The sequence below is a fragment of the Methylophilus sp. Q8 genome (genome assembly GCF_000800115.1).
Classification (GTDB): Bacteria; Pseudomonadota; Gammaproteobacteria; order Burkholderiales; family Methylophilaceae; genus Methylophilus.
In genome coordinates this window covers 864,317-887,755 of the sequence record NZ_JUHE01000001.1, presented here as the reverse complement: position 1 = coordinate 887,755, position 23,439 = coordinate 864,317, and the positions used below count along the sequence as shown (strand labels likewise).

The 23,439-nt window shown below is 52.5% G+C and carries 17 protein-coding genes and 1 riboswitch; of the genes, 10 read left to right on the top strand and 7 right to left on the bottom strand.

The features are described 5' to 3' along the window. The 3 genes from GQ52_RS04360 to GQ52_RS04350 form a co-directional block, all read right to left on the bottom strand. The gene (locus tag GQ52_RS04360; protein WP_047515485.1) at positions 1-999 is read right to left on the bottom strand and encodes a two-component system response regulator; all 999 of its coding nucleotides are present in this window, start codon (positions 997-999) and stop codon (positions 1-3) included. Next, the gene (locus GQ52_RS04355; RefSeq protein WP_047515483.1) at positions 996-4,700 is read right to left on the bottom strand and encodes a PAS domain S-box protein; all 3,705 of its coding nucleotides are present in this window, start codon (positions 4,698-4,700) and stop codon (positions 996-998) included. The genes GQ52_RS04360 and GQ52_RS04355 overlap by 4 nt, the downstream gene beginning before the upstream one ends. A 197-nt stretch (positions 4,701-4,897) precedes the next feature. Further along, entirely contained in the window at positions 4,898-5,308 is a 411-nt protein-coding gene (locus GQ52_RS04350) for a hypothetical protein (RefSeq protein ID WP_019880883.1), read from the bottom strand. A 151-nt stretch (positions 5,309-5,459) separates the two neighbouring features. Beyond that, positions 5,460-5,572, top strand: a riboswitch (TPP riboswitch). A gap of 31 nt (positions 5,573-5,603) precedes the next feature. On the opposite strand from GQ52_RS04350, the gene thiC reads away from it, so the two are divergent. The 4 genes from thiC (at position 5,604) to GQ52_RS04330 (ending at position 10,894) form a co-directional block, all read left to right on the top strand. Continuing rightward, positions 5,604-7,484, top strand: a complete 1,881-nt coding sequence (gene thiC, locus GQ52_RS04345) for a phosphomethylpyrimidine synthase ThiC (RefSeq protein WP_047515482.1) — start codon at positions 5,604-5,606, stop codon at positions 7,482-7,484. A gap of 167 nt (positions 7,485-7,651) precedes the next feature. Then, a complete protein-coding gene (locus GQ52_RS04340) occupies positions 7,652-8,500 on the top strand; it encodes a hypothetical protein (RefSeq protein ID WP_047515479.1) in 849 nt (282 codons plus the stop codon). 98 nt (positions 8,501-8,598) lie between these two features. Then, entirely contained in the window at positions 8,599-10,254 is a 1,656-nt protein-coding gene (locus GQ52_RS04335) for a hypothetical protein (RefSeq protein WP_047515477.1), read from the top strand. 124 nt (positions 10,255-10,378) lie between these two features. Continuing rightward, on the top strand, positions 10,379-10,894 hold the full coding sequence (locus GQ52_RS04330; RefSeq protein ID WP_024930291.1) for a hypothetical protein: 516 nt from the start codon (positions 10,379-10,381) through the stop codon (positions 10,892-10,894). 46 nt (positions 10,895-10,940) lie between these two features. Here the strand turns inward: GQ52_RS04330 and GQ52_RS04325 are convergent, their stop codons facing one another. Next, positions 10,941-11,480, bottom strand: a complete 540-nt coding sequence (locus tag GQ52_RS04325; RefSeq protein WP_047515474.1) for a YaeQ family protein — start codon at positions 11,478-11,480, stop codon at positions 10,941-10,943. A 204-nt stretch (positions 11,481-11,684) separates the two neighbouring features. Between GQ52_RS04325 and GQ52_RS04320 the strand changes: the two genes are divergently transcribed. From GQ52_RS04320 to GQ52_RS04305, 4 genes are read left to right on the top strand one after another with little or no spacing between them, the layout of a single operon-like run. Further along, entirely contained in the window at positions 11,685-12,332 is a 648-nt protein-coding gene (locus tag GQ52_RS04320; protein ID WP_047515470.1) for a TetR/AcrR family transcriptional regulator, read from the top strand. Further along, a complete protein-coding gene (locus GQ52_RS04315) occupies positions 12,319-13,734 on the top strand; it encodes an efflux transporter outer membrane subunit (protein ID WP_047515469.1) in 1,416 nt (471 codons plus the stop codon). The genes GQ52_RS04320 and GQ52_RS04315 overlap by 14 nt, the downstream gene beginning before the upstream one ends. Positions 13,735-13,759: 25 nt before the next feature. Beyond that, complete coding sequence (locus tag GQ52_RS04310) at positions 13,760-14,947, top strand: efflux RND transporter periplasmic adaptor subunit (RefSeq protein WP_047515468.1); 1,188 nt, start codon at positions 13,760-13,762, stop codon at positions 14,945-14,947. Positions 14,948-14,949: 2 nt separating this feature from the next. Further along, positions 14,950-18,021: an efflux RND transporter permease subunit gene (locus GQ52_RS04305; RefSeq protein ID WP_047515466.1), complete on the top strand. Its 3,072-nt coding sequence runs from the start codon at positions 14,950-14,952 to the stop codon at positions 18,019-18,021. A gap of 718 nt (positions 18,022-18,739) precedes the next feature. Here GQ52_RS04305 and GQ52_RS04300 read toward each other — a convergent pair. Genes GQ52_RS04300 through nudB form a run of 3 tightly spaced genes read right to left on the bottom strand, consistent with a single transcriptional unit; the run spans position 18,740 to position 20,802 of the window. Beyond that, on the bottom strand, positions 18,740-19,168 hold the full coding sequence (locus GQ52_RS04300) for an HIT family protein (protein ID WP_047515464.1): 429 nt from the start codon (positions 19,166-19,168) through the stop codon (positions 18,740-18,742). Then, on the bottom strand, positions 19,168-20,265 hold the full coding sequence (nadA, locus tag GQ52_RS04295) for a quinolinate synthase NadA (RefSeq protein WP_047515462.1): 1,098 nt from the start codon (positions 20,263-20,265) through the stop codon (positions 19,168-19,170). The genes GQ52_RS04300 and nadA overlap by 1 nt, the downstream gene beginning before the upstream one ends. Positions 20,266-20,307: 42 nt before the next feature. Then, entirely contained in the window at positions 20,308-20,802 is a 495-nt protein-coding gene (nudB, locus tag GQ52_RS04290; protein ID WP_047515461.1) for a dihydroneopterin triphosphate diphosphatase, read from the bottom strand. 177 nt (positions 20,803-20,979) lie between these two features. On the opposite strand from nudB, the gene GQ52_RS04285 reads away from it, so the two are divergent. Both GQ52_RS04285 and GQ52_RS04280 read left to right on the top strand, forming a co-directional pair. After that, on the top strand, positions 20,980-22,278 hold the full coding sequence (locus tag GQ52_RS04285) for a TolC family protein (RefSeq protein WP_235272963.1): 1,299 nt from the start codon (positions 20,980-20,982) through the stop codon (positions 22,276-22,278). Positions 22,279-22,314: 36 nt separating this feature from the next. Further along, positions 22,315-23,439: an efflux RND transporter periplasmic adaptor subunit gene (locus GQ52_RS04280; protein WP_047515456.1), complete on the top strand. Its 1,125-nt coding sequence runs from the start codon at positions 22,315-22,317 to the stop codon at positions 23,437-23,439.

Below are 23,439 nucleotides of genomic sequence, written 5' to 3'. Positions count from 1 at the left end.
TTATTCTTCTTCAAGCCAGTTGTTATTAATGGCAATCAAATCTGGCAGGCACTGCAACATGGCGTCGACGACAGCCGGGTCAAAGTGCTTGCCACGATTGGCTTCAATTTCTGCAATGGCATCTTCCACAGGCCAGGCCTCTTTGTAGGGGCGCTTGTTGAGTAAGGCATCAAATACGTCAGCCACCGCCACAATGCGAGCCTCCACCGGAATAGCCTCCCCTTTTAAGCCGAACGGATAACCGCTGCCATCCCATTTTTCATGGTGGTAAAGGGCGACGGAGTGTGCCAGCTTGATCAGGGGTGATGTGGAGTTATCGAGGATTTTTGCACCCATTTCCGGGTGCTTCCGCATTAACTCCAGTTCTTCATCGTTCAATTTTCCTGGTTTGAGCAATACATGGTCAGGAATGCCAATTTTGCCGATGTCATGCATGGGCGCGGCATGGATCAATTGTTCGGAGAAATGCGGATCCATACCCATTTGCAAGGCCAGCCTGCCAGACACATGACTCATACGCATGACATGCATGCCGGTTTCATTATCCTTGAACTCGGCAGCGCGGCCTAAACGCTGGATCAGTTCCAGGTGGGTGCGTTTCAGTTCGTCGATATGCACCAGTGATAAGTGCGTTTTGACGCGTGCTCGCACCAGGGCGGGTGAAATCGGTTTATTGATGTAATCCACACCGCCTGCGGCAAAGCCTTCAGACTCATCGGCCTCTTCTGCCAATGCGGTGACAAAAATGACCGGGATGGTGTTGGTTTCGGGGTCGCTTTTGAGCTGTCTACAGACTTCGAAGCCAGTCATGCCTGGCATCATCACATCCAGCAAAATTAGGCCGGGTCTTTCTTTTTTGACCAACTCCAATGCGTCCATACCGTTTTTGGCAAAACTCAAACGGTAATTGTCCTGTAGCACCTGCTTCAACACTTTAAGGTTAAGTGGTTCATCGTCAACAATCAGAATTTTTGCTTGTTGCGCGGTGTTGTCCATCATGAGGAAGTCTCCTGGGTCTGGATTGCCAGTAGCTGGTCAATATGCACGGTCGCTTGCTCAAAGTCAAAGTCATTCAATAACTGCGCAATGGTATTCAAGGCCTGGCGCCACGCCGCAGGGGCGTGCTGAACGAGTTTGCTGACGAGCGCATCATCCAGCTCATTCATGACGATCAGTGTACGTAGTTCTTGCAGCCAGCCTAATAGTTGCGCGGCTGGCAGTTGAGTCTCATGCGTAGAGGCGGTCACTGCCTGCTGCAATAGCAAGGGCGTGATGGACGCATGCAGTGACTGTACGTGTGTTTGCAACTGAGTCACCAGTGCAGGGCAGGTGTGCCACTGATCCTCGCTCACTTGTTCCAGTGCGTGATAGCTCTCCTGAATATTGCTTAGGGCGAGATTGGCGCTGACACCTTTATTAGCATGCGCGAGTTGCTTCACCGTGGCGTAATCCTGCGTTGCGATTGCGTGCTTAAGGGTAGTGATGTGCTTGCGTGACTCTTGTATATAAATATTGATTTCATGCAGGTAAGTTTGCTGGTCACCCCACAACTGGATACCTTTTTTCAGGTCGAAATGCGTCGTTGCGGGTATGGATGGGGTGGTGTCGGTGGTCATTACCACAGGTTCCAGTTGTAATACGCGCTGAATTTCTGCCAGTAATAATGGCAGTTCAATCGGTTTGGACGCAAAGCCATCCATGCCGGCTTCGGCGGCGGCTACCCGGTCCTGATCAAGCACGCTAGCTGTCAGCGCAATAATCGGCGTTCTGGCCCTGCCGGATTTTTGCTCTAATGCGCGTATATGCATGCTGGCGCTGAGGCCATCCATGACAGGCATTTGGACATCCATCAAAATCACGTCGTACGGCTGGGTTTGCCAGGCGTCGACGACTTCCTGGCCATTGCTGGCCAGTGTGAGTTGATGGCCTTGTTTTTCCAGCACAATGTTTAATAGCCTGCGGTTTTGCTCAATATCATCTGCAGCCAGAATTTTCAGTGCGGGCAAGGTCAATGCTAACGCATTATTTTGTGCTGAGTTTTCTGGCGCGCGGCCTTCTGTGAGCGGCAAAATCACTGAAAAACAGCTGCCGTTGCCAATTTTGCTGCTGGCGGTAATGCGGCCGCCCATTAACTCTACCAATTGTTTGCTAATGGTGGTGCCCAGGCCGGTGCCGCCAAAGCGTCGGCTCATCGAAGCGTCCGCTTGGGTAAATGGTTCAAAAATCACATCCAGCCGGTCTTCATCAATACCAATGCCGGTATCAATGATGTCAAACTGCACTTCACCTTGCGGTGTCAGGTGCACATTGAGTTCAACATGGCCGGTCTCGGTGAATTTGATGGCATTGCCCAGCAGGTTGGTCAGCACCTGGCGAATGCGGTGTTCGGCGCCGATATAGTAGCCAGCTGTTTCGGGGGCTAAGTTCAGCTTCAGGTCCAGCTGCTTTTTACGTGCCTGCAACCAGAGTGAGGAAATCAGGCTATCGACCATTTCGCGCATGGAGAAATCCAGCATTTCCAGTTCCAGCATGCCTTTTTCCAGCTTGGCGCTATCCAGGATGTCATTGAGCAAGTGCAGCAAAGACTTGGCTGACTGGCTGATGGTTGATAAATAGTTGCGCTGTTCCGGTTGCATGGGGGTATCCAGCAACAATTCGCTAAAGCCGATAATAGAGTTCATCGGTGTGCGAATCTCATGGCTCATATTGGCAAGAAATGTACTTTTGGCGTTGGCTGCTTGCTCGGCAGTTTCTTTTGCCTGCCGCATTTCTTGTTCCATTTGCTTGCGTTCGCTGATATCCATCATAAACATCAACACTTTAACGACCTTGCCGTCTACATCACGCACCGGGCTGTAAGAGGCATTGATCCAGATTTGCTTGCCTGCTTTGCCGTAACGCAAAAACTCGCCATGCACGAACTCACCCCGGCGCAAGGATGACCATTTCTTCTGGTAGGTATCGGTCAGGGCAAAATCAGGCGGGCAGAAAATAGAATGATGGCGGCCTTCGATGTCTTCCGCCTGGTAGCCCAGCAGGTCAAGAAAGTTCTGGTTGGCCGAAATAACAAAGCCATCAATGGTAAATTCGGCCACGCTGGTGGAGTAATTGATTGCGTTGACTATGCCTTCAAATTCGGCGTTTTTCTGCTTGGACTCGGTGATGTCCAGCAAGACGCCATCCATGGCATATGGCATGCCGTCTTTATTCAGCAGCGGTGAAGCGAATGCTGATACCCATTTTTCATTACCGTTGCGATCCGTGATCCTGAACTCCACTTCAAAGCTTTCAAGCTTGGCAATGGCTTTTGCTGCAATCGGGCGCACACGTGCGATATCGTCAGGATGCATCAAGGGCGAAAAGCGTAATTGCCCGATGAGAAAATCTTGGGCGGGCCAGCCTGTCATTTGTAGCACGGCGTCGCTGATCAGTTGTATGCTCCAGTCGCCCGCCAGGCTGACGCGGAAAGTCACGCCTGGAATGTTGTTCATCATGGACCGAATCTGCTGGTCTTTTTCGCGCACCGCCTCTTCAATCGCTTTGCGGTGGCTGAGGTCGGTAATGAAGCCCACATATAAGGTTTCATTGGCAAGCTTGACTTCACCAATCGCCAGTCGAATCGGAAAGGTTGAGCCATCTTTGCGCATGGCATCCAGATCGCGGCCTTCGCCCATGATTTTTGCCTGGCCCGTCGCCTGGTAATTTTTCAGGTAATAAAGGTGATTGGAACTGTCCGGTTCTGGCATCAGCAGGGAAATATTTTTGCCTTTCATTTCTGCTTTGGTCCAGCCGAATAGTTTTTCGACGGCGTCATTGCAGGCGATCATTTCGCCGGTGGTATTGATGGTGACGATGCCGTCTACGGCTGTATCCAGAATGGTCGACAAGCGTGTTTCACTGGCCTGGATGGTCGCCAGCATTTGCCGGTAGCGTATCAGGGCGTTAATCGCCGTGGCGATGATGCCGATGAGGATAGTGACCAGCGTAATGCCTAGCGCCATGGTGATGGATTGGTTGTCATCCGGGTTAAAGCCGGGTTTCGCTTCACCCAGAAAGCGCGCAGACGCCATGCCGGTATAGTGCATGGCGGTGATGGCGCTGCCCATCAGCACGCCGCCCAGGATGATGCTCACTTTGGGCGGGATTTTGCCTTTCTGGTTTAGAAAGATGCCTGTCCATAGTGACAGTGTGGATAAGGCCACGGCGACCACCACTGAAACCAATACCCATACCAGGTCAAACTTGAGCACAGGCTCCATACGCATGGCGAGCATGCCGATGTAATGCATGGCACCAATGCCTGCACCGACGGCAAATCCGCCTTTAAGCAGCTTGCGATAATCAATCTGGTTTTCAGACATCAGGCTCAGCGCGTAGTGTGATGCCAGGATGCCTGGCATCATGGAGACCAGGGTGGCATCCGGATAGTAAGAAACCGGCGTGCAGATTTGATAGGCCAGCATGCCAATAAAGTGCATGGCCCAGATGCCGGCACCTAATGATACTGAGCTGGCGATAATCGAAAACCGGCGTGAAACCACAGACGTCTGTTTTTGTGACAGGCGCGTTAATTGCAGAGCAAGAATAGAGGAGCCAATGGCAACCACGGCCGATAACACCACCAGCCAATCATCATAGCTGCCATAGAGCAGGGCGGTTGGAGAGCCTGCTCTGAAAAAGAAAATACCGTACCAATCCATGCTTGATTTGCCTTGTGAGTCCCTGTTTGACTACTTCCCACGTATAGTCTAGCGGGTACAGGTCTGCAGTAAATGGCGGAATAATTGCAGGTTCGGTGCTTAGTTTTTTAAATTACTGCTCGTTTTGATTGATATTGCGATCAGCCTGATTGAAAAACCCTGCCGAAGCAGGGTTTTTTGGCGCAAAGCAATCCATGCTAGTGCGTGCAAAGCGCGTGGCAAATCAACTGGTAGCAAATGGTCATAAAACCGACGGTGGTGATGACGAAGCTGATGGCGGAAAATACTTTCCACTTGGTTTTGCTCCAGAAGTCCGGGTCAAACGCCGCAATCACAAACACGGTCGGGTTAGTAAAGCCACCAATCGCTACGCAAACACAGGCAAAATAGTGCAACTCAACGCCTGCCGCTTTGGCCGCCCCAAAAAATCCCAGGTTAAACAAGGCCATTAAGGCATAGTCAACGTGGGCGCGGATCATGGTTTTGTAATCGACCAGAAAGTCGCCATCTATGCCTTTGATGGGAAACCAGCGCGCGAATGTCATCAACCATGCTGACAGAATTAAAGCGGTAGTACAGGCCACGGCCCCTATGAGTAAAGCTTCCATTGTGATCTCTCCTGAGTTCCTGATTGAAATAAATCCCGTATGTTTTTATAGTCGGGTGACATGATTGTAGACAGGTCTGTCTATTTGTCAATGGCAGGCAGTTGCAAAACTTTGTTTTGCTTGCGTTATCAGGTGTTTTCGCGCACAATTCGTCCGTTGCTAGGGGTCTGTAAATCCTTCATTTATTGAAAGTTTTGCAGTGAGAGTTACCCTTCGAACCTGATGTGGTTAATACCACCGTAGGGAATGCAAACCTTCACATGCATCCTTACGTCTTTTTCTTTTAAGGATGCCAATGAACGCTATTGATAAAAATATCAAGTTCGTCAACGCTGATGCCAAAGTTGACGAAGCTGCTACCAAACCGTTTGCCAAATCGCGCAAAATCTACATTGAAGGTTCCCGCCCTGATATCCAGGTGCCATTCCGTGAAATTTCATTGAGTGATACACCGTCCAGTTTTGGCGGTGACACCAATCCACCAGTCGTGGTCTACGACACTTCAGGCCCTTACACTGACCCGACGGTCGAGATTGATATCCGTAATGGTTTGCCAGCACTGCGTGCCCAGTGGATCATGGAGCGTGGCGATGTGGAGCAACTGGATGGCCCGACCTCTGAGTTCGGTCATCAGCGCCTGGTAGATCCACAGTTGGCAGAAATGCGTTTTAACCTGCACCGCAAACCATTGCGGGCAAAGGCTGGCCAGAACGTGAGCCAGATGCACTATGCGCGTAAAGGCATCATTACGCCGGAGATGGAGTTTATCGCCATCCGCGAAAACCAGCGCCGTGAAAATATGAGCGAATTGCTGCAAACACAGCATCCTGGCCAGAATTATGGCGCCAGCATTCCAGCCGTGATTACGCCAGAGTTTGTGCGTGACGAAGTGGCCCGTGGCCGCGCCATTATCCCAGCCAACATCAACCACCCTGAAATCGAGCCGATGATTATTGGCCGTAACTTCCTGGTCAAAATCAACGCCAACATCGGTAACTCAGCCCTCGGTTCTTCGATCTCTGAAGAAGTAGAGAAAATGGTATGGGGCACGCGTTGGGGCGGCGATACCGTAATGGATCTTTCTACCGGTAAAAACATCCACGAAACCCGTGAGTGGATTATCCGTAACTCACCAGTGCCAATCGGTACCGTGCCTATCTACCAGGCACTGGAAAAAGTAAACGGCAAGGCTGAAGACCTGACCTGGGAAATCTTCCGCGATACATTGATTGAGCAAGCCGAGCAGGGCGTGGATTATTTCACTATTCACGCTGGTGTACGCCTGGCCTATATCCCAATGACGGCAAAACGCATGACCGGCATCGTGTCACGCGGTGGTTCGATTATGGCGAAATGGTGTTTGGCGCATCACCAAGAATCCTTCCTGTATACGCACTTCGAAGATATCTGCGAGATCATGAAGCAGTACGATGTGTCCTTCTCACTGGGTGATGGCTTGCGTCCTGGCTCTATCTACGATGCTAACGATGAAGCGCAATTTGCAGAACTCAAAACCTTGGGCGAACTGACGCAAATCGCCTGGAAGCACGATGTGCAATGTATGATCGAAGGCCCAGGTCACGTGCCTATGCACTTGATCAAAGAGAACATGGATCTGCAACTGGAACACTGTGGTGAAGCTCCGTTCTACACATTGGGGCCTTTAACTACCGACATTGCACCAGGTTATGACCACATCACTTCCGGTATCGGCGCGGCCATGATCGGCTGGTACGGCTGTGCCATGCTGTGCTACGTCACCCCGAAAGAGCACTTGGGCTTGCCAGACAAAGAGGACGTACGCGTAGGTATCATTACCTACAAAATTGCTGCGCACGCTGCAGACCTGGCAAAAGGCCACCCAGGCGCACAAATTCGTGACAACGCTTTATCAAAAGCACGTTTCGAATTCCGCTGGGAAGACCAGTTTAACCTCGGCCTGGATCCGGAAAAAGCCAAGGAATTCCACGATGAAACCTTGCCACAAGAGGGCGCAAAGCAAGCCCACTTCTGCTCCATGTGCGGCCCACATTTCTGCTCGATGAAGATCACACAAGACGTCCGTGATTATGCGGATAAGCTGGGGGTTGATGAACAAGCCGCCCTGCAAAAAGGTATGCAGGAAAAAGCGATTGAATTCGTGAAAAAAGGGAGCGAGGTTTATCAGAAGGTGTAACCTGTCTGATTAGCGCTTAAAAGCCAGCAGCGATGCTGGCTTTTTTTATGGCTATTTGCGACACGTGCCAGACAATATGCGGCCTGTTTTCTGCAAAGTGCCTCGGGCACAACATCAGTCACGGTAACGGTGTTAAGGTTTGTCTATCTATGCCAAAGGGGTGTGCCATGTCGTCTATTCTGGATAATGTGCTGAAAGAATTACCTGCTTATTTGGGTAGTTTTACCCAGATGCTGACGCAGCCAAAGCAACTGGTGCGTGACCATCTGCAGACTGACGATGCCAAAACCAGACTGGAGCAGTCGATTGCATTTTTGTTACTCTCATTCACCATTGCGGTTGTGCTGGCGGTGGTGTTTCCCGAAATGACCAATCCTGTGCAATTGGCCAGTGATGAAGCAGGCATGGCCGCGCATGCGCTGGCGGCAGTGCGTTTATTGTTCGAATTATTGGGTTTGTTGGCGCTGGCTTATCTGGCGGCTAAAGTCGCGGGGGTGCAAAGTGGTTTTCAGCGCTTTTTCGGGGTGATGTGTGCGGCTTGCGGCGTCATGCTGGTGATACAGGTGCTTGCTGCCTCGCTCACCAATATCAGCCTGGCTGACCCGGTGACCGCAAAATCGTGGATCGCGCTAGAAAAAGGTATGGCAGACCTCAAGCCCTTGCTGGAGCAAGGCGTGCTTTGCGCGACCAATGCCCAGACGGGTGACGTGAGTCCCAATGCGCAGCTGGGCACACAACTACAATCTCAGCTGGCGGCGTTGCAGGCCATTTATCTGCAGGCAACCGGCCGGCCCTTGTTTAAGCTGGCGGCCGGACTGCAATTGCTGGCATTGCTTATTCTGCTGATCTGGTCAGGTCGGCTATGGGCGCTGTATCTGCAAGGCCATGCACTCAGTACCGGTAAGGTGGTATTGGCGACGGTATTGCTCGTTGTATTTACTGGTGCAGGCACGCTGGTGTATGAGCTGGTGAATGCCGGGCGCACCATGATGGACTTATACCGGCATTGCGGATGAATTATTTGGCAGGTATTTGCGGCGTTTATTCCCTGATTCTGTCATAGCAACCCGCGTTATAGTCCACCATCTACTCAAGCGGCTAAAGGGCATCCATCATGGCGGACAACCTGCAAAGCAGTATCGTACGAGACTTCCGGCAGACATTGTTGTGGCCGATACAGTTGATGACCGACCAGCACAGTGCTGGCGAGGTGCATTGCCCCTGGCAACTGCTAAAAGCCGCGCCTGACTCGCCCTGGGTTGAGATAAAAGACGAGTTTCTGCAGGCTTCTCCGTATTTGAGCGAAGCACGCTATCAGGAGTTTGTGACGTTTTTGCCGTTTGCCCAGCGCTTTTTATATGGTGAAGGCAAACATGGTCGTGAGTCTGGCGGCTATGGTGAGTCGCCCATCCATATTTTCACGCGTAGCGATATTCACCAGGTGCGTATTACCCTGCATGGCGAGCCTGAGCCCATCGTCCTGCGGGTGTCTCACGTCGAGTTGTATTTCTTTTTTGATATTGATGTCGCCATGCTGGCATTTGAGGTGACAGGTAAAGACCTGCCATTGAAATCTGCCATGGAGGTGATGTACCGCCTGGGCCGGACTTACCCTAACTATTGGGATGATACGGGCGAAGGCGGTCACTGTGCCCAGTTGATTGAATGGCTGGATCAGCAGGGCCAAGTGCTTGCGCGCTCCGATTATGAAGACAAAGCGCGTTATCTCTCTTATGTGAAAGAAAACCATGTGCCTTGCGTGTCATTGCACTGGCTGGCGTTGCTGCATCCTTTGGTGCCCCATTATTCCGACCAGGCCGGAGCCTTACGCTACCGTGAAATTGAGTACCAGCGCATGCCCTTGATGGCCTACCTGTCGTTTGACGATGTCAGCCAGCTGAGTCGGGGCGACCTGATTCGCCTTGGTCTGGTGTGTCAGCCCTGGCATTCGGAAACCCTGCCATTTACCGAACACTTTTTGCAGGAATTCGAAAAGCATAATTGCTATGACCGCTATTGGGACGAAGCGCGGCAAGACCCGTGGAGTACTACCCGCATTATGTGTACCGGGCAAAATTTTGTGGTGGTCGGCAGTCATCAGCACCGCGTATTTACCAATGAGCGGACCGGTATCAAGCGCCATTACCAGAACCAGTATTTCCTGCTGTTTTTAATCGCACATTTTCAAAAAGCCGCTTTGCTGATGTTGTCAGACCGCATGGTACAAGCTATTAGCCGCCTGGATATCCAGAGCGAAGATTCGGTGAAAAACTTCCGCAACCGTATCCGTAATGCTACTGCGGTGTTTTTACGTTTTACGCATCGCTATTGGTTTGAAAACGTCTCAGACCAGGCTGTGGCTAAAGACCTGTTTTCACTGATGCTGAAACAGCTGGATTCTGTGAGCCTGTTTGAAAAAACCCGCCGCCGCATTATGGACATGGCCGAGTATCTGGAAGGTGAGGAAATCAAGCGTCAGGCAGACACCGTCGTCCGCCTGACCGTAGTGACGATTCTGGGCCTGATTGGCACCATGACCACAGGTTTACTGGGTATGAACTTGATTGATCTTACGCAATCCAGCACGCTGGAGAAACTGGCTTATTTCTCGGTTGTGTTTATTCCGGTCAGCTTGCTCACGTTTTACACCGTCATTAAATCCAGGCGGCTGTCATTGTTTCTGGATGCGCTTTCCAACGAGGGCGCAGGCTTGCGCTATAAATTGGCCAAGCTGCGCAGTGTCTGGGTCGGTAAGCTGGATGATCGATAAAGCGATGCTCTAAGATGGATGACCATGCTGCCAAGTCCAACAGTTGTTAAAAAGTGAATCTTTGCGCTTAAACACTATCAAACCAAAACCAGCGAAATACTGGCAATATTGATAGGAGAACGACATGAGACGCAGGCTCTATTTTGTTTTACCCAATATTAGAAGTGCGCAAGCCATGATGAATGAGTTGCTTCTGGAACGCATTGATGAAGATCATATTCACTTTCATGCAAAAAATGAGCAGACCCTGGGTAACTTGCCTAAAGCCAACGCTGTGGAAAAATCTGATGTGGTTTACAGTGCGCTGGCGGGGTTTGTGTTTGGTGCCGTGTTCGGGCTGTTTGGCGGCATGCTGGCTTATTTGGTGCCCTGGTGGTTTGGTGAGGTCACGTTGATGGTGATCCCGTATTGCATGGTGTTGGGTGCCTTGTCATGTGCTGCCTGGGCAGCGACGGTGGCGACAGCCGCGCCCAGTTACCGGATCAAGGCATATTCTGCCCAAATTGAGCAGGGTAATATCTTGATGATCGTGTCTGTGCCCTTGCGCCGGTTGAGTGAGGTGCGTCAGCGGCTGATGCGACATCACCCGGAGGCTATGTATAGCGGTGTCTGGCCAGCAGAGCATCGGCTCTTTCCGTAAACATCGACTGATGAAATACAAAAGCCAGCAATGCTGGCTTTTGTATTTAACGGGCTTCTTTTAGCCATATTGGGCTGATTTCAAAACTGCCACCTTCATGACTGACCAGGATTTGCCGGTCCTGGATGGTAAAGCTGATGGTGAGCCCGCGCGCAGCAGCGGCCGCCAATTGCTCAGTTTCGGGCAGGTTAATCACGGTCACATTATCGTGCTTGAGCACCGCTTTATGGTTCTGATCCCACCACATGTCTGCCGTTCTGCCGCCATAGAGCACTTGCACTACCTGCGCTGACCGACCGCAGGCTTTGCGGATGTCGCGCTCATCAGGCAAACCGACGCAAATCCAGCGTTCAATCGCTCCCGTCAGGTCTTTTTGCCAGAGGTCGGGTTCATCGTCTTCGCTCAGGCCTTTGCCAAACAGCAGTGTTTCCTCTGCATATAGTGCGAAGGCCAGCAGGCGCACCATCAAGCGTTCATCGGTCTCGGACGGGTGTTTGGCCAGCGTAAGATGATGTTGCTGGTAATAGTGCCGATCCATGTCTGCAATATTGACATCGATTTTATAAATGGTGGATTTCAGTGCCATGCGTCAGTGGGCTTGAGCGATAAAAGTAAAAGTGCTGCGAGTATAGCAAACATGCGCGTACACATGGGGCTGGCGACGTATGTATCTGCCAGGCTACAACAAATTGCTTGCTTCTTTAAGCTGCCCATGTAAAATAAAAATGAAACGTTTTATTTTTATTTCATGCAAGCACTTTCATCCCCCAATCTCCTGGATGCGTCACCAATGAAAACCAAAGTCGGCCGTCCAAAATCAGGCACTGAACAGGAGCGTCATATCTTGCTGCTGGAGCAGGCGTTAGCACTGTTCATGACAGAAGGCGTGACGCAAACCAGTGTGGCGCATATTGCCTCTGTGTGTGGGGTCTCGACGCGGACCATCTATGAGCGCTTCAGTAATAAATACGAGTTGCTGATTGCAGCGATCAGGCATATGGTCGAGCAGGATGTGTCTGCCATGGTGAAGGTAGAGGACCTGCCTAACCAGTCATTGCAGCAGGTACTGACCGATATTGGCCGCTTTGCGCTCAACCGCGTGATGGAGCCGCGCATGCTGTCATTTTTCCGTATCGGGATTTCCGAGGCGGCGCATATTCCTGAATTGTCACGTGCGATGAAAACAGTCGGGCCGCAGCGCATCCATCAGATGCTGGCGGATGTGTTCCGTTTTTACGCGGCACGCGGTGAGTTACCCGCCCAGGATTTTATGCGAGCGGCGGAGTCATATTGTGAGTTGTTAATTGCAGCGCCGCGAACCAAAGCGTTGTTTGGTGTGCTGGAACCAGACTGGGATGCAGAAGCGCATCTGGCATTTGTGGTGAATTTATTTTTACGTGGATTAGAGGGAATGGAGCCGGGTCATGCAGCGTCATAAACACTGGTATTGGCTGTTGCTGTGTTTGCCGCTGGCGAGTTGCTCGGTGATTGACGAATATATTCGCCCAAAACCAGTCACTGCCGAGCAGTGGCAAGCCCCTTTGCCGCACAGTGGCAGCGTGGCTGCATTAACAGACTGGTGGGCACAATTTAACGACCCGGTGCTCAACCAACTACTGGGTGAGGCGCAAAAAGAAAGTCCTTCGCTGGAGATCGCGCTGGCCAATATCCGTGTGGCGCGCGCCAACGTACTATCCGCACGTGCGCAAGGTATTCCGGATTTAACCAGCACTGGCAGCGTCACCAAGAGCAAAGGCGGTGGCGGTAATGCGGCTTTCCCCTCCAGCACCATAGAAATCGATTCCGTGTCGCTGGATGCCAGTTGGGAGATCGACCTGTTTGGTAAAGTGAAAGCGGCCAAGCAGGCGGCCAAAGCCCAGCTCGAATCGAAAAAAATTGCCTGGCACGATGCACGCCTGACCTTGGCGGCGGAAGTCGCTAATAACTATGTCAATTATCGTGCTTGCCAAGCCTCAGTGCAGGCGTTGCAACAGGCTTACGATTCGCGTCATGAGACCGCGCGTTTGACAGGCATTTCAGCCAAGGCAGGCTTTTCTGCCCCGTCTGACCTGGCGCTGGCAGAGGCGGCTACGCGCGCCAGCGAGTCGACGCTGGATGGCCAACAAGCGGAATGTGATGGTCTAATCAAAGCATTGGTTGAGCTCACTAATCTGCCAGAACCTGCCTTGCGCGATTTACTCGCTAAAGGCAAAGGGATGCCGGAGCCAGCGATGTTTGATGTGAGCGCGTTACCAGCAAATCTGCTGACCCGTCGCCCGGACTTGGCGATTGACGAGCGCAACCTGGCTGAAGCTAGCGCCAATATTGGCGTCTCTAAGGCACAAATGTATCCAAGCTTGAGTCTGACAGGCTCTATTGGTTACCGCCGGACGAATTTTAACGGCACGGTCACGCGGACGGATTCATGGTCTTATGGCCCGACGCTTAAATTGCCGATTTTTGACGGCGGTACGTTACGTGCAGACCTGGCTGAAGCGCGTGCCAATTTCGACAGTTTGCTGGCAACCTACAAACAGGATGTGCGCAGTGCCGTGAAAGAGGTCGAGCAAGCGCTGGTCAATCTGGATAGTGCAACGCGACGAGCGCAGTCTGAGCAAGCCAGTGCGCAGCAATATCAGCAATATTTTAAAGCGGCTGAAATCAACTGGAGGTCTGGCGGCCTGGATTTGCTGTCGCTGGAAGACGCGCGCCGCCAAAAAATCAACGCTGAACTCAATGTGATTACGCAGCAAAAGAATCGGGTATTACAGTGGATCGCCTTGTATAAAGCCTTTGGCGGCGATTGGCTGGAAACACAAAAACAGTTAAACCTCCACTGAAACCCATGGAGAAAAGGTAAGCATCATGGCAAATAAACTGACAAAAAAAACCAAGTTTCTAATCATTTCAGCGTTGCTGGTTGGCATTAGCGTGTGGTTCTGGCAGCATCCCTTACATCAGGCGGAGCTGGCCGAAAAACGCGGTAACCGGCAGCCTGTAGGCAGCACGGCTACCAATCAACCGGCTGAGCATGGCCAGGCCACCAAAGCTGCACTGAGTGTGGAGCTGACGCGTCCAGCGATTGTGCAATGGCCGATGACATTGGTACTCAATGGCAGTATTTATCCATGGCAGGAGGCGCTCGTCAGTGCAGAAATCGCTGGCTTGCGTATTCAGCAAGTGTTGTCTGACGTGGGTGCGCAGGTCAGCAAGGGGCAATCGTTGGTACTGTTGGCCGATGAGACGGTGAAAGCTGATTTGCAAAAGCAACTGGCCACGGTGGAAAAAGATAAAGCAGCGCTGGCTGAGGCTAAAAGCAATGCGGATCGTGCGCGTGAAATCAAAGACAGCGGGGCCTTGTCGGCACAAAAAATTAATGAATATATGATTGCCGAACAAACGGCACGCGCGAATCTGGCCTTGTCCGAGGCTGAGTTGGAAAACCAGAAAATCCGCCTGCGTCAAACCAAAGTGGTGGCGCCGGACGATGGTGTGATTTCGTCCCGTTCTGCCAATCTGGGCAATGTGGTGTCTGCGGGCACCGAATTGTTCCGGCTGGTGCGCCAGGGCCGTATTGAGTGGCGGGGCGAAGTGAATGCCGATCAGCAAACGGCCTTGCATGCAGGTCAGGCGGTACGTCTGAATTTGTCGGGCGGTAAAACGGTGACAGGTAAGGTCCGCCTGATTTCGCCCACAGTCGATAGCAATACGCGCAATGCGCTGGTGTATGTGGACATTCCTAAAGACAGCGCCAAACCTGGCATGTATGTGCAAGGTCAGGTCGATATTGGCCAGCAGCAGGGCATGGCTGTGCCATTGGGGGCGGTGACTTACCGCGATGGGTTTGCCTATGTATTTGAATTAACGGCTGCCGATGCGCAGGGTTTGCGCAAAGTGATTCAGCGCAAGGTGCAAACCGGCCGCACCCGTGGCGAGCAGGTTGAGTTGCTGAGTGGCGTGACTGCCGAGGCGTCACTGGTATTGAGTGGCGGTGCCTTTTTAAATGATGGTGATACGGTCAAAGTCATCACCACGACCAAGCGCGGGGCTTAAGTATGAATTTTTCTGCCTGGTCTATCCGTAACCCGGTACCGGCCATTTTGCTATTTGTGGTGCTGAGCTTTCTTGGCCTCAAATCACTTAACCAGTTAGGCAAACAAAACTTTCCTGATATTGAGTTGCCCGTGATCACCGTGGGTGCGACGCTGGAGGGCGCTGCGCCACCGCAACTTGAGACTGAAGTGGCACGCAAGATCGAAGACAAGATTGCGACCATCGGTGGTATTGAGCACATGACCACCACCATCACCGATGGCAGTGTCAGCATCGCGGTGCAATTCACCATTGATACTAAAAGTGAAGAGGCGCTCAACCTGGTGCGTAATGCGGTCGATAGCGCGCGCTCAGAATTGCCTGCTGCGGTGACAACGCCGACCGTGTCCAAGGTGACGACTTCAGGTAATGCCATCCTGACCTTTGTCGCTTCGGCTGAGAATATGGACGAAGGCGAGCTGTCGTGGTTTGTTGACAATGAAGTCAGCAAAGCCATGCTGGCGGTGAACGGCGTGGGCAAGATTACGCGTACCGGTGGCGTAGACCGCGAGGTACAGGTGAATCTCGACCCTACCTTGATGGCAGGGTTGGATGTGGATGTCAGCGATGTGTCGGTACAACTCAAGCGTGTGCAGCAAGATGCTTCTGGCGGGCGCGGCGATATTGGTGACAATATCCAGTCGGTGCGTACATTGGGCGCGCTCCACAGTGCAGACGAGGTGCGCCATCTGGATATTCCGCTTGGTGATGGCCGCCATATCAAGTTGTCGCAAGTAGCCGAGGTGCTTGATACCTATGCCGAGCGCACCACCTATGCCAGTTATGATGGCAAACCGGTCATTCGCTTTGAAATTACGCGCAGCAAAGGCACCAGTGAAGTTACGGTGGCCAAAGATGTACGCGCGGCGCTGGAGAAGTTTGAGCAACTGCATCCGCAGGTGAAGATTATCGAAGCGTTTAACATGGTGAAGCCGGTAGAAGACAACTACGAAGGCTCCATGCACCTGCTGTATGAAGGTGCGCTGCTGGCCATCCTGGTGGTCTGGTGGTTCTTGCGCGATTGGCGCGCCACGATTATTGCCGCCGTGGCCTTGCCGCTGTCTATGATTCCTACGTTTGCGTTTATGCAATATTTGGGCTTTTCGCTCAATGTGTTGACCTTGCTGGCGATGGCCCTGGTGGTCGGGATTTTGGTCGATGACGCCATTGTGGAGATTGAAAATATTGTGCGCCACTTGCGCATGGGTAAAACGCCGTATCAGGCGGCGATGGAAGCCGCCGATGAAATTGGCTTTGCCGTGATTGCAACTACATTTACGCTGGTGGCGATTTTCCTGCCAACGGCGTTTATGGGCGGTATTCCTGGCAAGTTTTTCAAGCAGTTTGGTATCACGGCGGCCATCGCCATTCTTGGCTCATTGGTGGTGGCGCGGTTGTTAACGCCCATGATGTCTGCTTATCTGCTCAAGCCGCATGCAGCTAAAGAGGAAGAAGACTCTTCGTCCATGCGCGTGTATTTGCGTTGGGTGGGCTGGTGTTTGCAGCACCGCAAAACCGTCGTGACAGGCTTTGTGCTGTTTATTGTCGGCTCACTGAGCCTGATGCCTTTGCTGCCTAAAGGCTTCGTGCCTTCTTCTGACAGCAGCCAGACCAAGGTCAATATTGAGTTGCAACCGGGCACGCCTCTGGCGCAAACGCGGCAGGTGGTGCAGATGGCCGAACACATCGTCAAGCAGCATCCAGAAGTGAAGGCCGTGTTTAGTGCGGCAGGTTCTGCCAGCACCGGTGGTGGCGGGCCGAATGCTGCGCAAAATACGACTGATGTGCGTAAAGGCAGCCTGGTGATCAGCCTGACGGATCGTAGCGAGCGTAAACAAAAGCAATCCGAGATTGAAGCGGACTTGCGTGAGCGGCTGAAAAACCTGCCAGGCGCACGGGTGACCGTAGGCATAGGCGAGTCAGGTGAGAAACTGCAAATTACGCTGGCCAGTGACGATGCCAATGCCCTGACCAGTGCCAGCCAGCAGTTGCAGCAGCAATTGCGCACCTTGAGTGGCGTCGGCAATATTACGTCCAGTGCCAGTTTGCAGCGGCCAGAAGTGCAGATTATTCCCGATGTCGACAAAGCAGCTGAGTTAGGCGTCACTGTGGAGTCGATTGCGCAAGTGATACGCGTAGCCACATCGGGCGACTTCACCAATACCATGCCCAAGTTGAATTTACCGCAGCGCCAGGTGCCAATCCGGGTGCGCTTAGGTCCTAGCGTGCGTAGCAGTCTGCAAGAAATCGCGCAGCTACGCGTGCCATCGCGCAATGGCAGCGTCAGTCTGGAAACCGTGGCGACTGTGCGCATGGGCAGCGGCCCGCAGCAAATTGACCGTATGGACCGCATGCGCAATGTCACCTTTGATATTGAGCTGAATAAACGCCAGATTGGTGAAGTGTTGCGCGAAGTGCAGCAACTGCCAGCGATGCAAAATCTGCCACCTAGCGTGAAGCAGCTTGAGGCGGGCGATGCCAAGCGCATGAATGAATTGTTTAGCAGTTTTGGCGGCGCTATGATTATTGGCGTGATGTGCATCTATGTTGTGTTGGTACTGCTGTTTGGCGATTTCTTACAGCCGGTGACCATTCTGGGCGCGTTGCCGTTGTCATTAGGTGGCGCCTTTTTCGCCCTGCTGGTGACACATAACAGCTTCTCTATGCCGAGCGTGATTGGCTTGTTGATGCTCATGGGCGTCGTCACCAAAAACTCTATCTTGCTGGTGGAATACACCATCATGGCGCGAAAAGAGCGCAAGTTGAGTCGATTTGACGCCATTATCGACGGCTGCCATAAACGTGCACGGCCGATTATCATGACGACGATTGCCATGGCGGCCGGTATGATGCCGATTGCGCTAGGCTGGAGTGCAGACCCGAGTTTCCGCTCGCCGATGGCGATTACGGTGATTGGTGGGTTAATTACTTCAACCTTGCTCAGTCTGGTGGTGATTCCGGTGTTGTATACCTATGTGGATGATTTGTTGGGGTGGTTGCGGGGTTTGGGGAGATTGGCGCGGAAGCACGTTTAGTCCCTATTCACTTGCAAGTTAGCTTAAAACCAGGCGTGCTGAGAGGTGTGCCTGGTTTTTTATTTATGGATGGGAATCGGAGGGAAGGTAATTCTTTAGATGTGGGGTTGGCTGGTTGATTGGGAGATAGCTTTTCGCCTTTTCGGCGAGTTACTTTTCTTTGCTTGCCCAAAGAACAAGTAACCAAAAGAAAGTGCACCCCAACTTCCGCTTGTTCCTTGCGCTACTCGGCTTGCCGGGCGTCCATCGAAACTCGCCCTGACAAGCCACACACTTCGTGGCTTGTTGCGGAACTCGGACAGCCGATGGCCGAAGACCCCCGTCAACCCTGCGTTGCTCGGCGCGGCAGATGGGGACCCCGAACACCCGCGAGCGCCATCGTTTAGCAGGGTTAACAAAAGAATCTGATTTTTGAACCGTCCGCATTTATGCAATGCGAATTTGGCGAGATAAATCCCATCCCATCACGCTGAGTAGCGGAGACAAAATAAGGAAGAAGGGAGCGACTGTCCGAATCCCGCGGTGGGCTGCGTAGTGTGCAGCCCGCTAGGATGAGTTTCGTGACCGCTTATTTTGTTGAGCAACGCAAGGGAGCCGTCAGGCCGTGATGGCTGGGTGCCCTCCTCTTTGGTTACTTTCTGAGGGGCAAGCATCAGAAAGTGACTCGCCCAAAGGCGAAAAGGGACGCTTCTTACGAAGAGAGGCGTGTTACAAATAATTAGCTTTTAAGCGCACATTCCACACGCTCGGCCACTATTTTTTGTAACCGATCTCTAATCGCAGTACTAAGTGGTTGCACCTCGGAATCCCGCACAGGTTCTCCCCAGTGACTATTCGGGAAATGCCTGTCACTCTCGAATCTAGGCAATACATGCCAATGCATATGCGGCGTTTTGTTGCCCAAACTGGCCAGGTTGATTTTGTCCGGCTGTATCACTTCACGCACGGCAGTTTCCACCGCAAACACCACTTTCATGGTGCGGGCGCGGTCGGCTGGCAGCAGGTCAGTCATTTCTTTTACATGGGCCAGCAACTCGACACGGCAGTAGGCGGGGTAATCGGCATCGTGTAACAGCACGACCCGGCAGAAATCATCTTGCCACAGTAAGTCCTGCGATGTTGGCAGGCAGAGTGGGCACTGACTCATCAGGAAACTGCCAGCATTCTGTCCAGGGTGAGTTTAGCCAGTTTGGCTTCATGCTCAGGCACTTTGATCTGATTAACCACATTGCCTTCGGCCAGATTTTCCAGGCACCAGGCCAGGTGTTGCGGGTCGATACGTGCCATGGTCGAGCATTCGCAGACGACGTGGCTCATAAATTGCACCAGCTTGTTTTGCGGTTTCATTTCTTCAGCCAGGCGGGTGACCAGATTGAGCTCGGTGCCGACCAGCCATTTGGTGCCTGGTTCGGCTTCGCTCACGGTGCGCAGGATATATTCGGTAGAACCGACATAGTCTGAGTTGATGCAGACTTCAAACGCGGTTTCCGGGTGCGAAATCACTTTGCCATCCGGGTGCTGGGCGCGGAACTGGTCGATATTCTGCTTGCGGAACATCTGGTGTACCGAGCAATGACCTTTCCATAACAGGATTTTGGCATCCTTGATTTGTTGTTCAGTCAGGCCACCCATCGGCAGGTCTGGATCCCACACCGGCATTTGCTCCAGTGGGATGCCCATTTTGTAACCACTCCAGCGACCCAGGTGCTGGTCGGGGAAAAACAGGATTTTTTCGCGTTGGCTAAAGCCCCATTCGAGGATTTTTGGCGCGTTGGTGCTGGTACAGACGATGCCACCGTGCTCACCACAAAATGCTTTTAAATCCGCGGCGGAGTTGATGTAGGTGACCGGCGTGATGGTTTCATCAAAGTTGAGCACTTTACTCAGTTCGCGGTAGCTGCGCTCGACCTTGGCCAGGTTGGCCATGTCTGCCATGGAACAACCAGCGGCGAGGTCGGGTAGTACGACAATCTGCTCGTGGCGACTCAAAATATCAGCGACCTCGGCCATAAAATGCACGCCAAGGAAGACGATGAACTCTGCATCCAGGCTGTCGCAATATTTGGACAGTTTTAAGGAGTCACCAGAGTAATCGGCATGGCGATAGACGCTTTCATGCTGGTAGTGGTGACCCAGGATCACTAGGCGCTTGCCTAGTTTTTCGCGGGCCGCGAGGATGCGCGCCTGACAATCATCGTCTTTGGCCGCTTGGAATTTATCAAATTGGATGGTGGCTGTTTGCATGCTTTAAGTGTATGGGCCAGGCCCGGTACTAAAAACGTTATTTTACAGCTGATTAGACTGAATCCCAATCATATTAGTGCCTGATAAAACCAGATTATGTTTCTCGCCCAGGCGCTGTAAGGCATCGACATTGGTCCAGCTGAATACTTTTTTGGCTGCTTCGCGCCAGTCCAGCCATTCATAGCGTGTATGCTCGTCTGGCGCCAGTGTGACTGCCATGGCGGATGGCAGGCATAATCCAAACAGGTGTTCGGTGTTTTCGGTGACGCCAGGCGCGTAGCGGTGGCGCCAGTGCGGATAGATTTCATAGATATTGCTAGCCTGCCAATCCTGAAAATCATAATCCAGAGCATCCAGCCCGGTTTCTTCTTTCACTTCGCGGATGGCCGCCTGGTAGGGTGTTTCGCCCACTTCTATACTGCCAGTGACCGACTGCCAGAAGCCTGCTTTGTCAGCGCGCTCAAGCAATAACACCTGCAAATCGGGCGTATGGATCAGAATCAGGGCAGAAACCGGGGTCTTGTAATGTTGTGTCATGCAAGTATTGTCTATAAACGCCGTTATATTGTCCATGATGGCATCTAATACTGAAAGTGCTTATTTCGTGCAGTGAAAGATTGTCGTAAGCCGTTCTGAGTATTATGATCAAAAAATAAAGTATCTAAAAATAGGGAATGATCAATGTTGAGGCGTCAGCTAGGCTGGGCATGTTTCATGCTGATAGTGAGTGCGCGGTGTTTACTGGCTGCTGATGCCGCATCTACTGGTATCGCAGATCCTATCGTACTAAATCAATTGTCTTTGCGGCAGGCGGAGCAACTGTTTGCGGGGGGCAACCGCGAGTTGCTGGCAGCCAAGCGCGCTGTTGAGGGCGCCGAGGCGGATACCCTGATCGCAGGGCAACGGCCTAACCCGGTCTTGTCGCTAGGACTCTCCAGTGTTAACGTCAATCGTGGCCAGGGTAATATGAACCAGAACGGTTCCAACGGCCTGTGGGACAAGACCTATAACTCCGCGTTGCAAGTTAGTCAGTTGTACGAGCGTGGAAACAAGCGTGAGCTGCGTACCGCGGTGGCCGAAAGTGCGGTGAAGGCTTCCGGCTTCGATTTCAAAGAAACTTATCGCCAGCAAGCCTTGGCGATGGCCACTGCTTATTTTGATCTCAAACTTGCGCAAGACACGTTGCTGATACAGCAGGCCAATGTCGCTTCTTATGACAAAACCTTGCAGGCGGCGCAACTGCGGCTGAAAGCGGGCGATGTGGCTTCGGCTGATGTCGCGCGCATTCGGGTGGATGCCCTGCGCGCCAGCAATGATTTACGACAGGCAGAGGCCACCTTGCAGAAAGCGCAGGCTTTGTTGGCCTATTTGCTGGGTAAAGATCAGGATGCTGCCAGGCTGTATGTATCTGACCCTTGGCCCAGCCTGGTTTCAGGCCAGCTGGCAGGGACGGAAAGCAACTGGCTACCGCAACGGTCAGATGTACAAGCCGCTGAGGCGCGCATGGAGCAGGCGCAGCAGGCCAGAAAACTGGCCGAATCCCTCAAAACCAGGGACCTGACCTGGTCGCTGGCTTATCAACACTTCCCGGGACAAGAACCCGGCTCTGCGCCGGATACAGTGGGTGCCTCTGTGAGTATTCCGTTATTTACCAATTATCAATATGAAGGCGAAGCGGCGCGGGCCGAAGTGGATTACACCACTGCCATGGAAGCCAAAGAACAGGTCAGGGCAGCGGCCGTGGCTGAAATGCGTCGTGCCAAAGCAGATTTGCAGGCGGCGGTGGATAAAAACCGTCGTTTTGACCAGAGTATTCTGAGCGAAGCGCAAACAGCGGCCGATGCTGCCGAATTTGCTTATCGGCATGGTGCCATGAGTGTGATGGACCTGCTGGATGCCAGACGTATTTTACGTGCCCTGCAACTGGAAGCCGCCAGTGTAAAAGCGGATTATGCCAAATCACTGTCTGCCTGGCTGGCCGCCACCCGCCAGGCTTTTACTTATCAAGACTAATACACTATGACCACGCCTAACTCTAAGCAAATATTCATGCGGGCCATGCCAAGCAGCGGCTATTTTTTAATGGTCATGCTGGCTGGAGTAATGTTTTCCAGCCAGGCCAGTGCGACAGACAAAAGTACTGGCAACACACGCGATGCCAATGAAATCGTACTGACTGCAGGGTCGCCACAACTGACCAGCTTAAAGGTCGAGCCGGTGACAGAAATTCCGGTGCCAGTCACCGAGCCTTTGAATGGCAAGATTGTATTGGATGAGAACAGGACGGCGCGTATCTTTTCGCCGGTGGCCGGACGGGCGCTGACCATCAAGGCGCAAGTGGGCGACAGCGTGAAAGCCGGGCAGACCTTGCTGGTGATGGACTCACCAGACGTGGGTGGTGCTGTGGCTGATGTGCGCAAAGCGCAGGCAGACATGCAACTGAAGCAGCAGGCATTGGAGCGTAGTCGTATGCTGGTTGAAGGTGGCGTGTTGGCGAAGAAAGAGGTGGAAGTGGCGCAAGCCGATTGGGCAACTTCCCGCGCAGAGTCGGCGCGTGCGACGGCCCGACTGAGAAATCTCGGGGTTTCAACGGCTGCCAATGATAATTACGCATTACGTTCACCGATTGCAGGCGTGGTGGTTGATCGCAAAATCAATCCTGGCAGTGAAGTGCGGCCAGATGCTGCAGAGCCTTTGTTTATTGTCACCGACCCTGGTCATTTATGGGCCAGCATTGATTTGCCAGAGCGTGACTTAAGCAGAATCTCGCAAGGGCAGAAACTGAGCGTAGAAGTCGATGCCTATCCTGATGAAGTGTTTAGTGGCGAGGTCAAAACCATAGGCGTCATGGTCGACCCGACCACGCGCCGTATCCCCGTGCGTTGTGTGGTGGAGAGCAATGGCAAACTGAAGCCGGAAATGTATGCACGCATCACGCCATTGGATAACAGCCAGCACCGGGTGATTCGCTTGCCTAATAGCGCGCTGATTACAGAAGGCCTGTATAGCTATGTGTTTGTTGAAGAGCGCCCTTTGCATTTTAAAAAACGCAAAGTGACACTCGACCTGCAACGTCGGGAATATGCCACGGTAAAAGACGGCTTGAAGCCGGGTGAACGCGTGGTGGTCGGTGGTGCGATTTTATTGAACTCTGATTTATCAGTGAGTAAATAA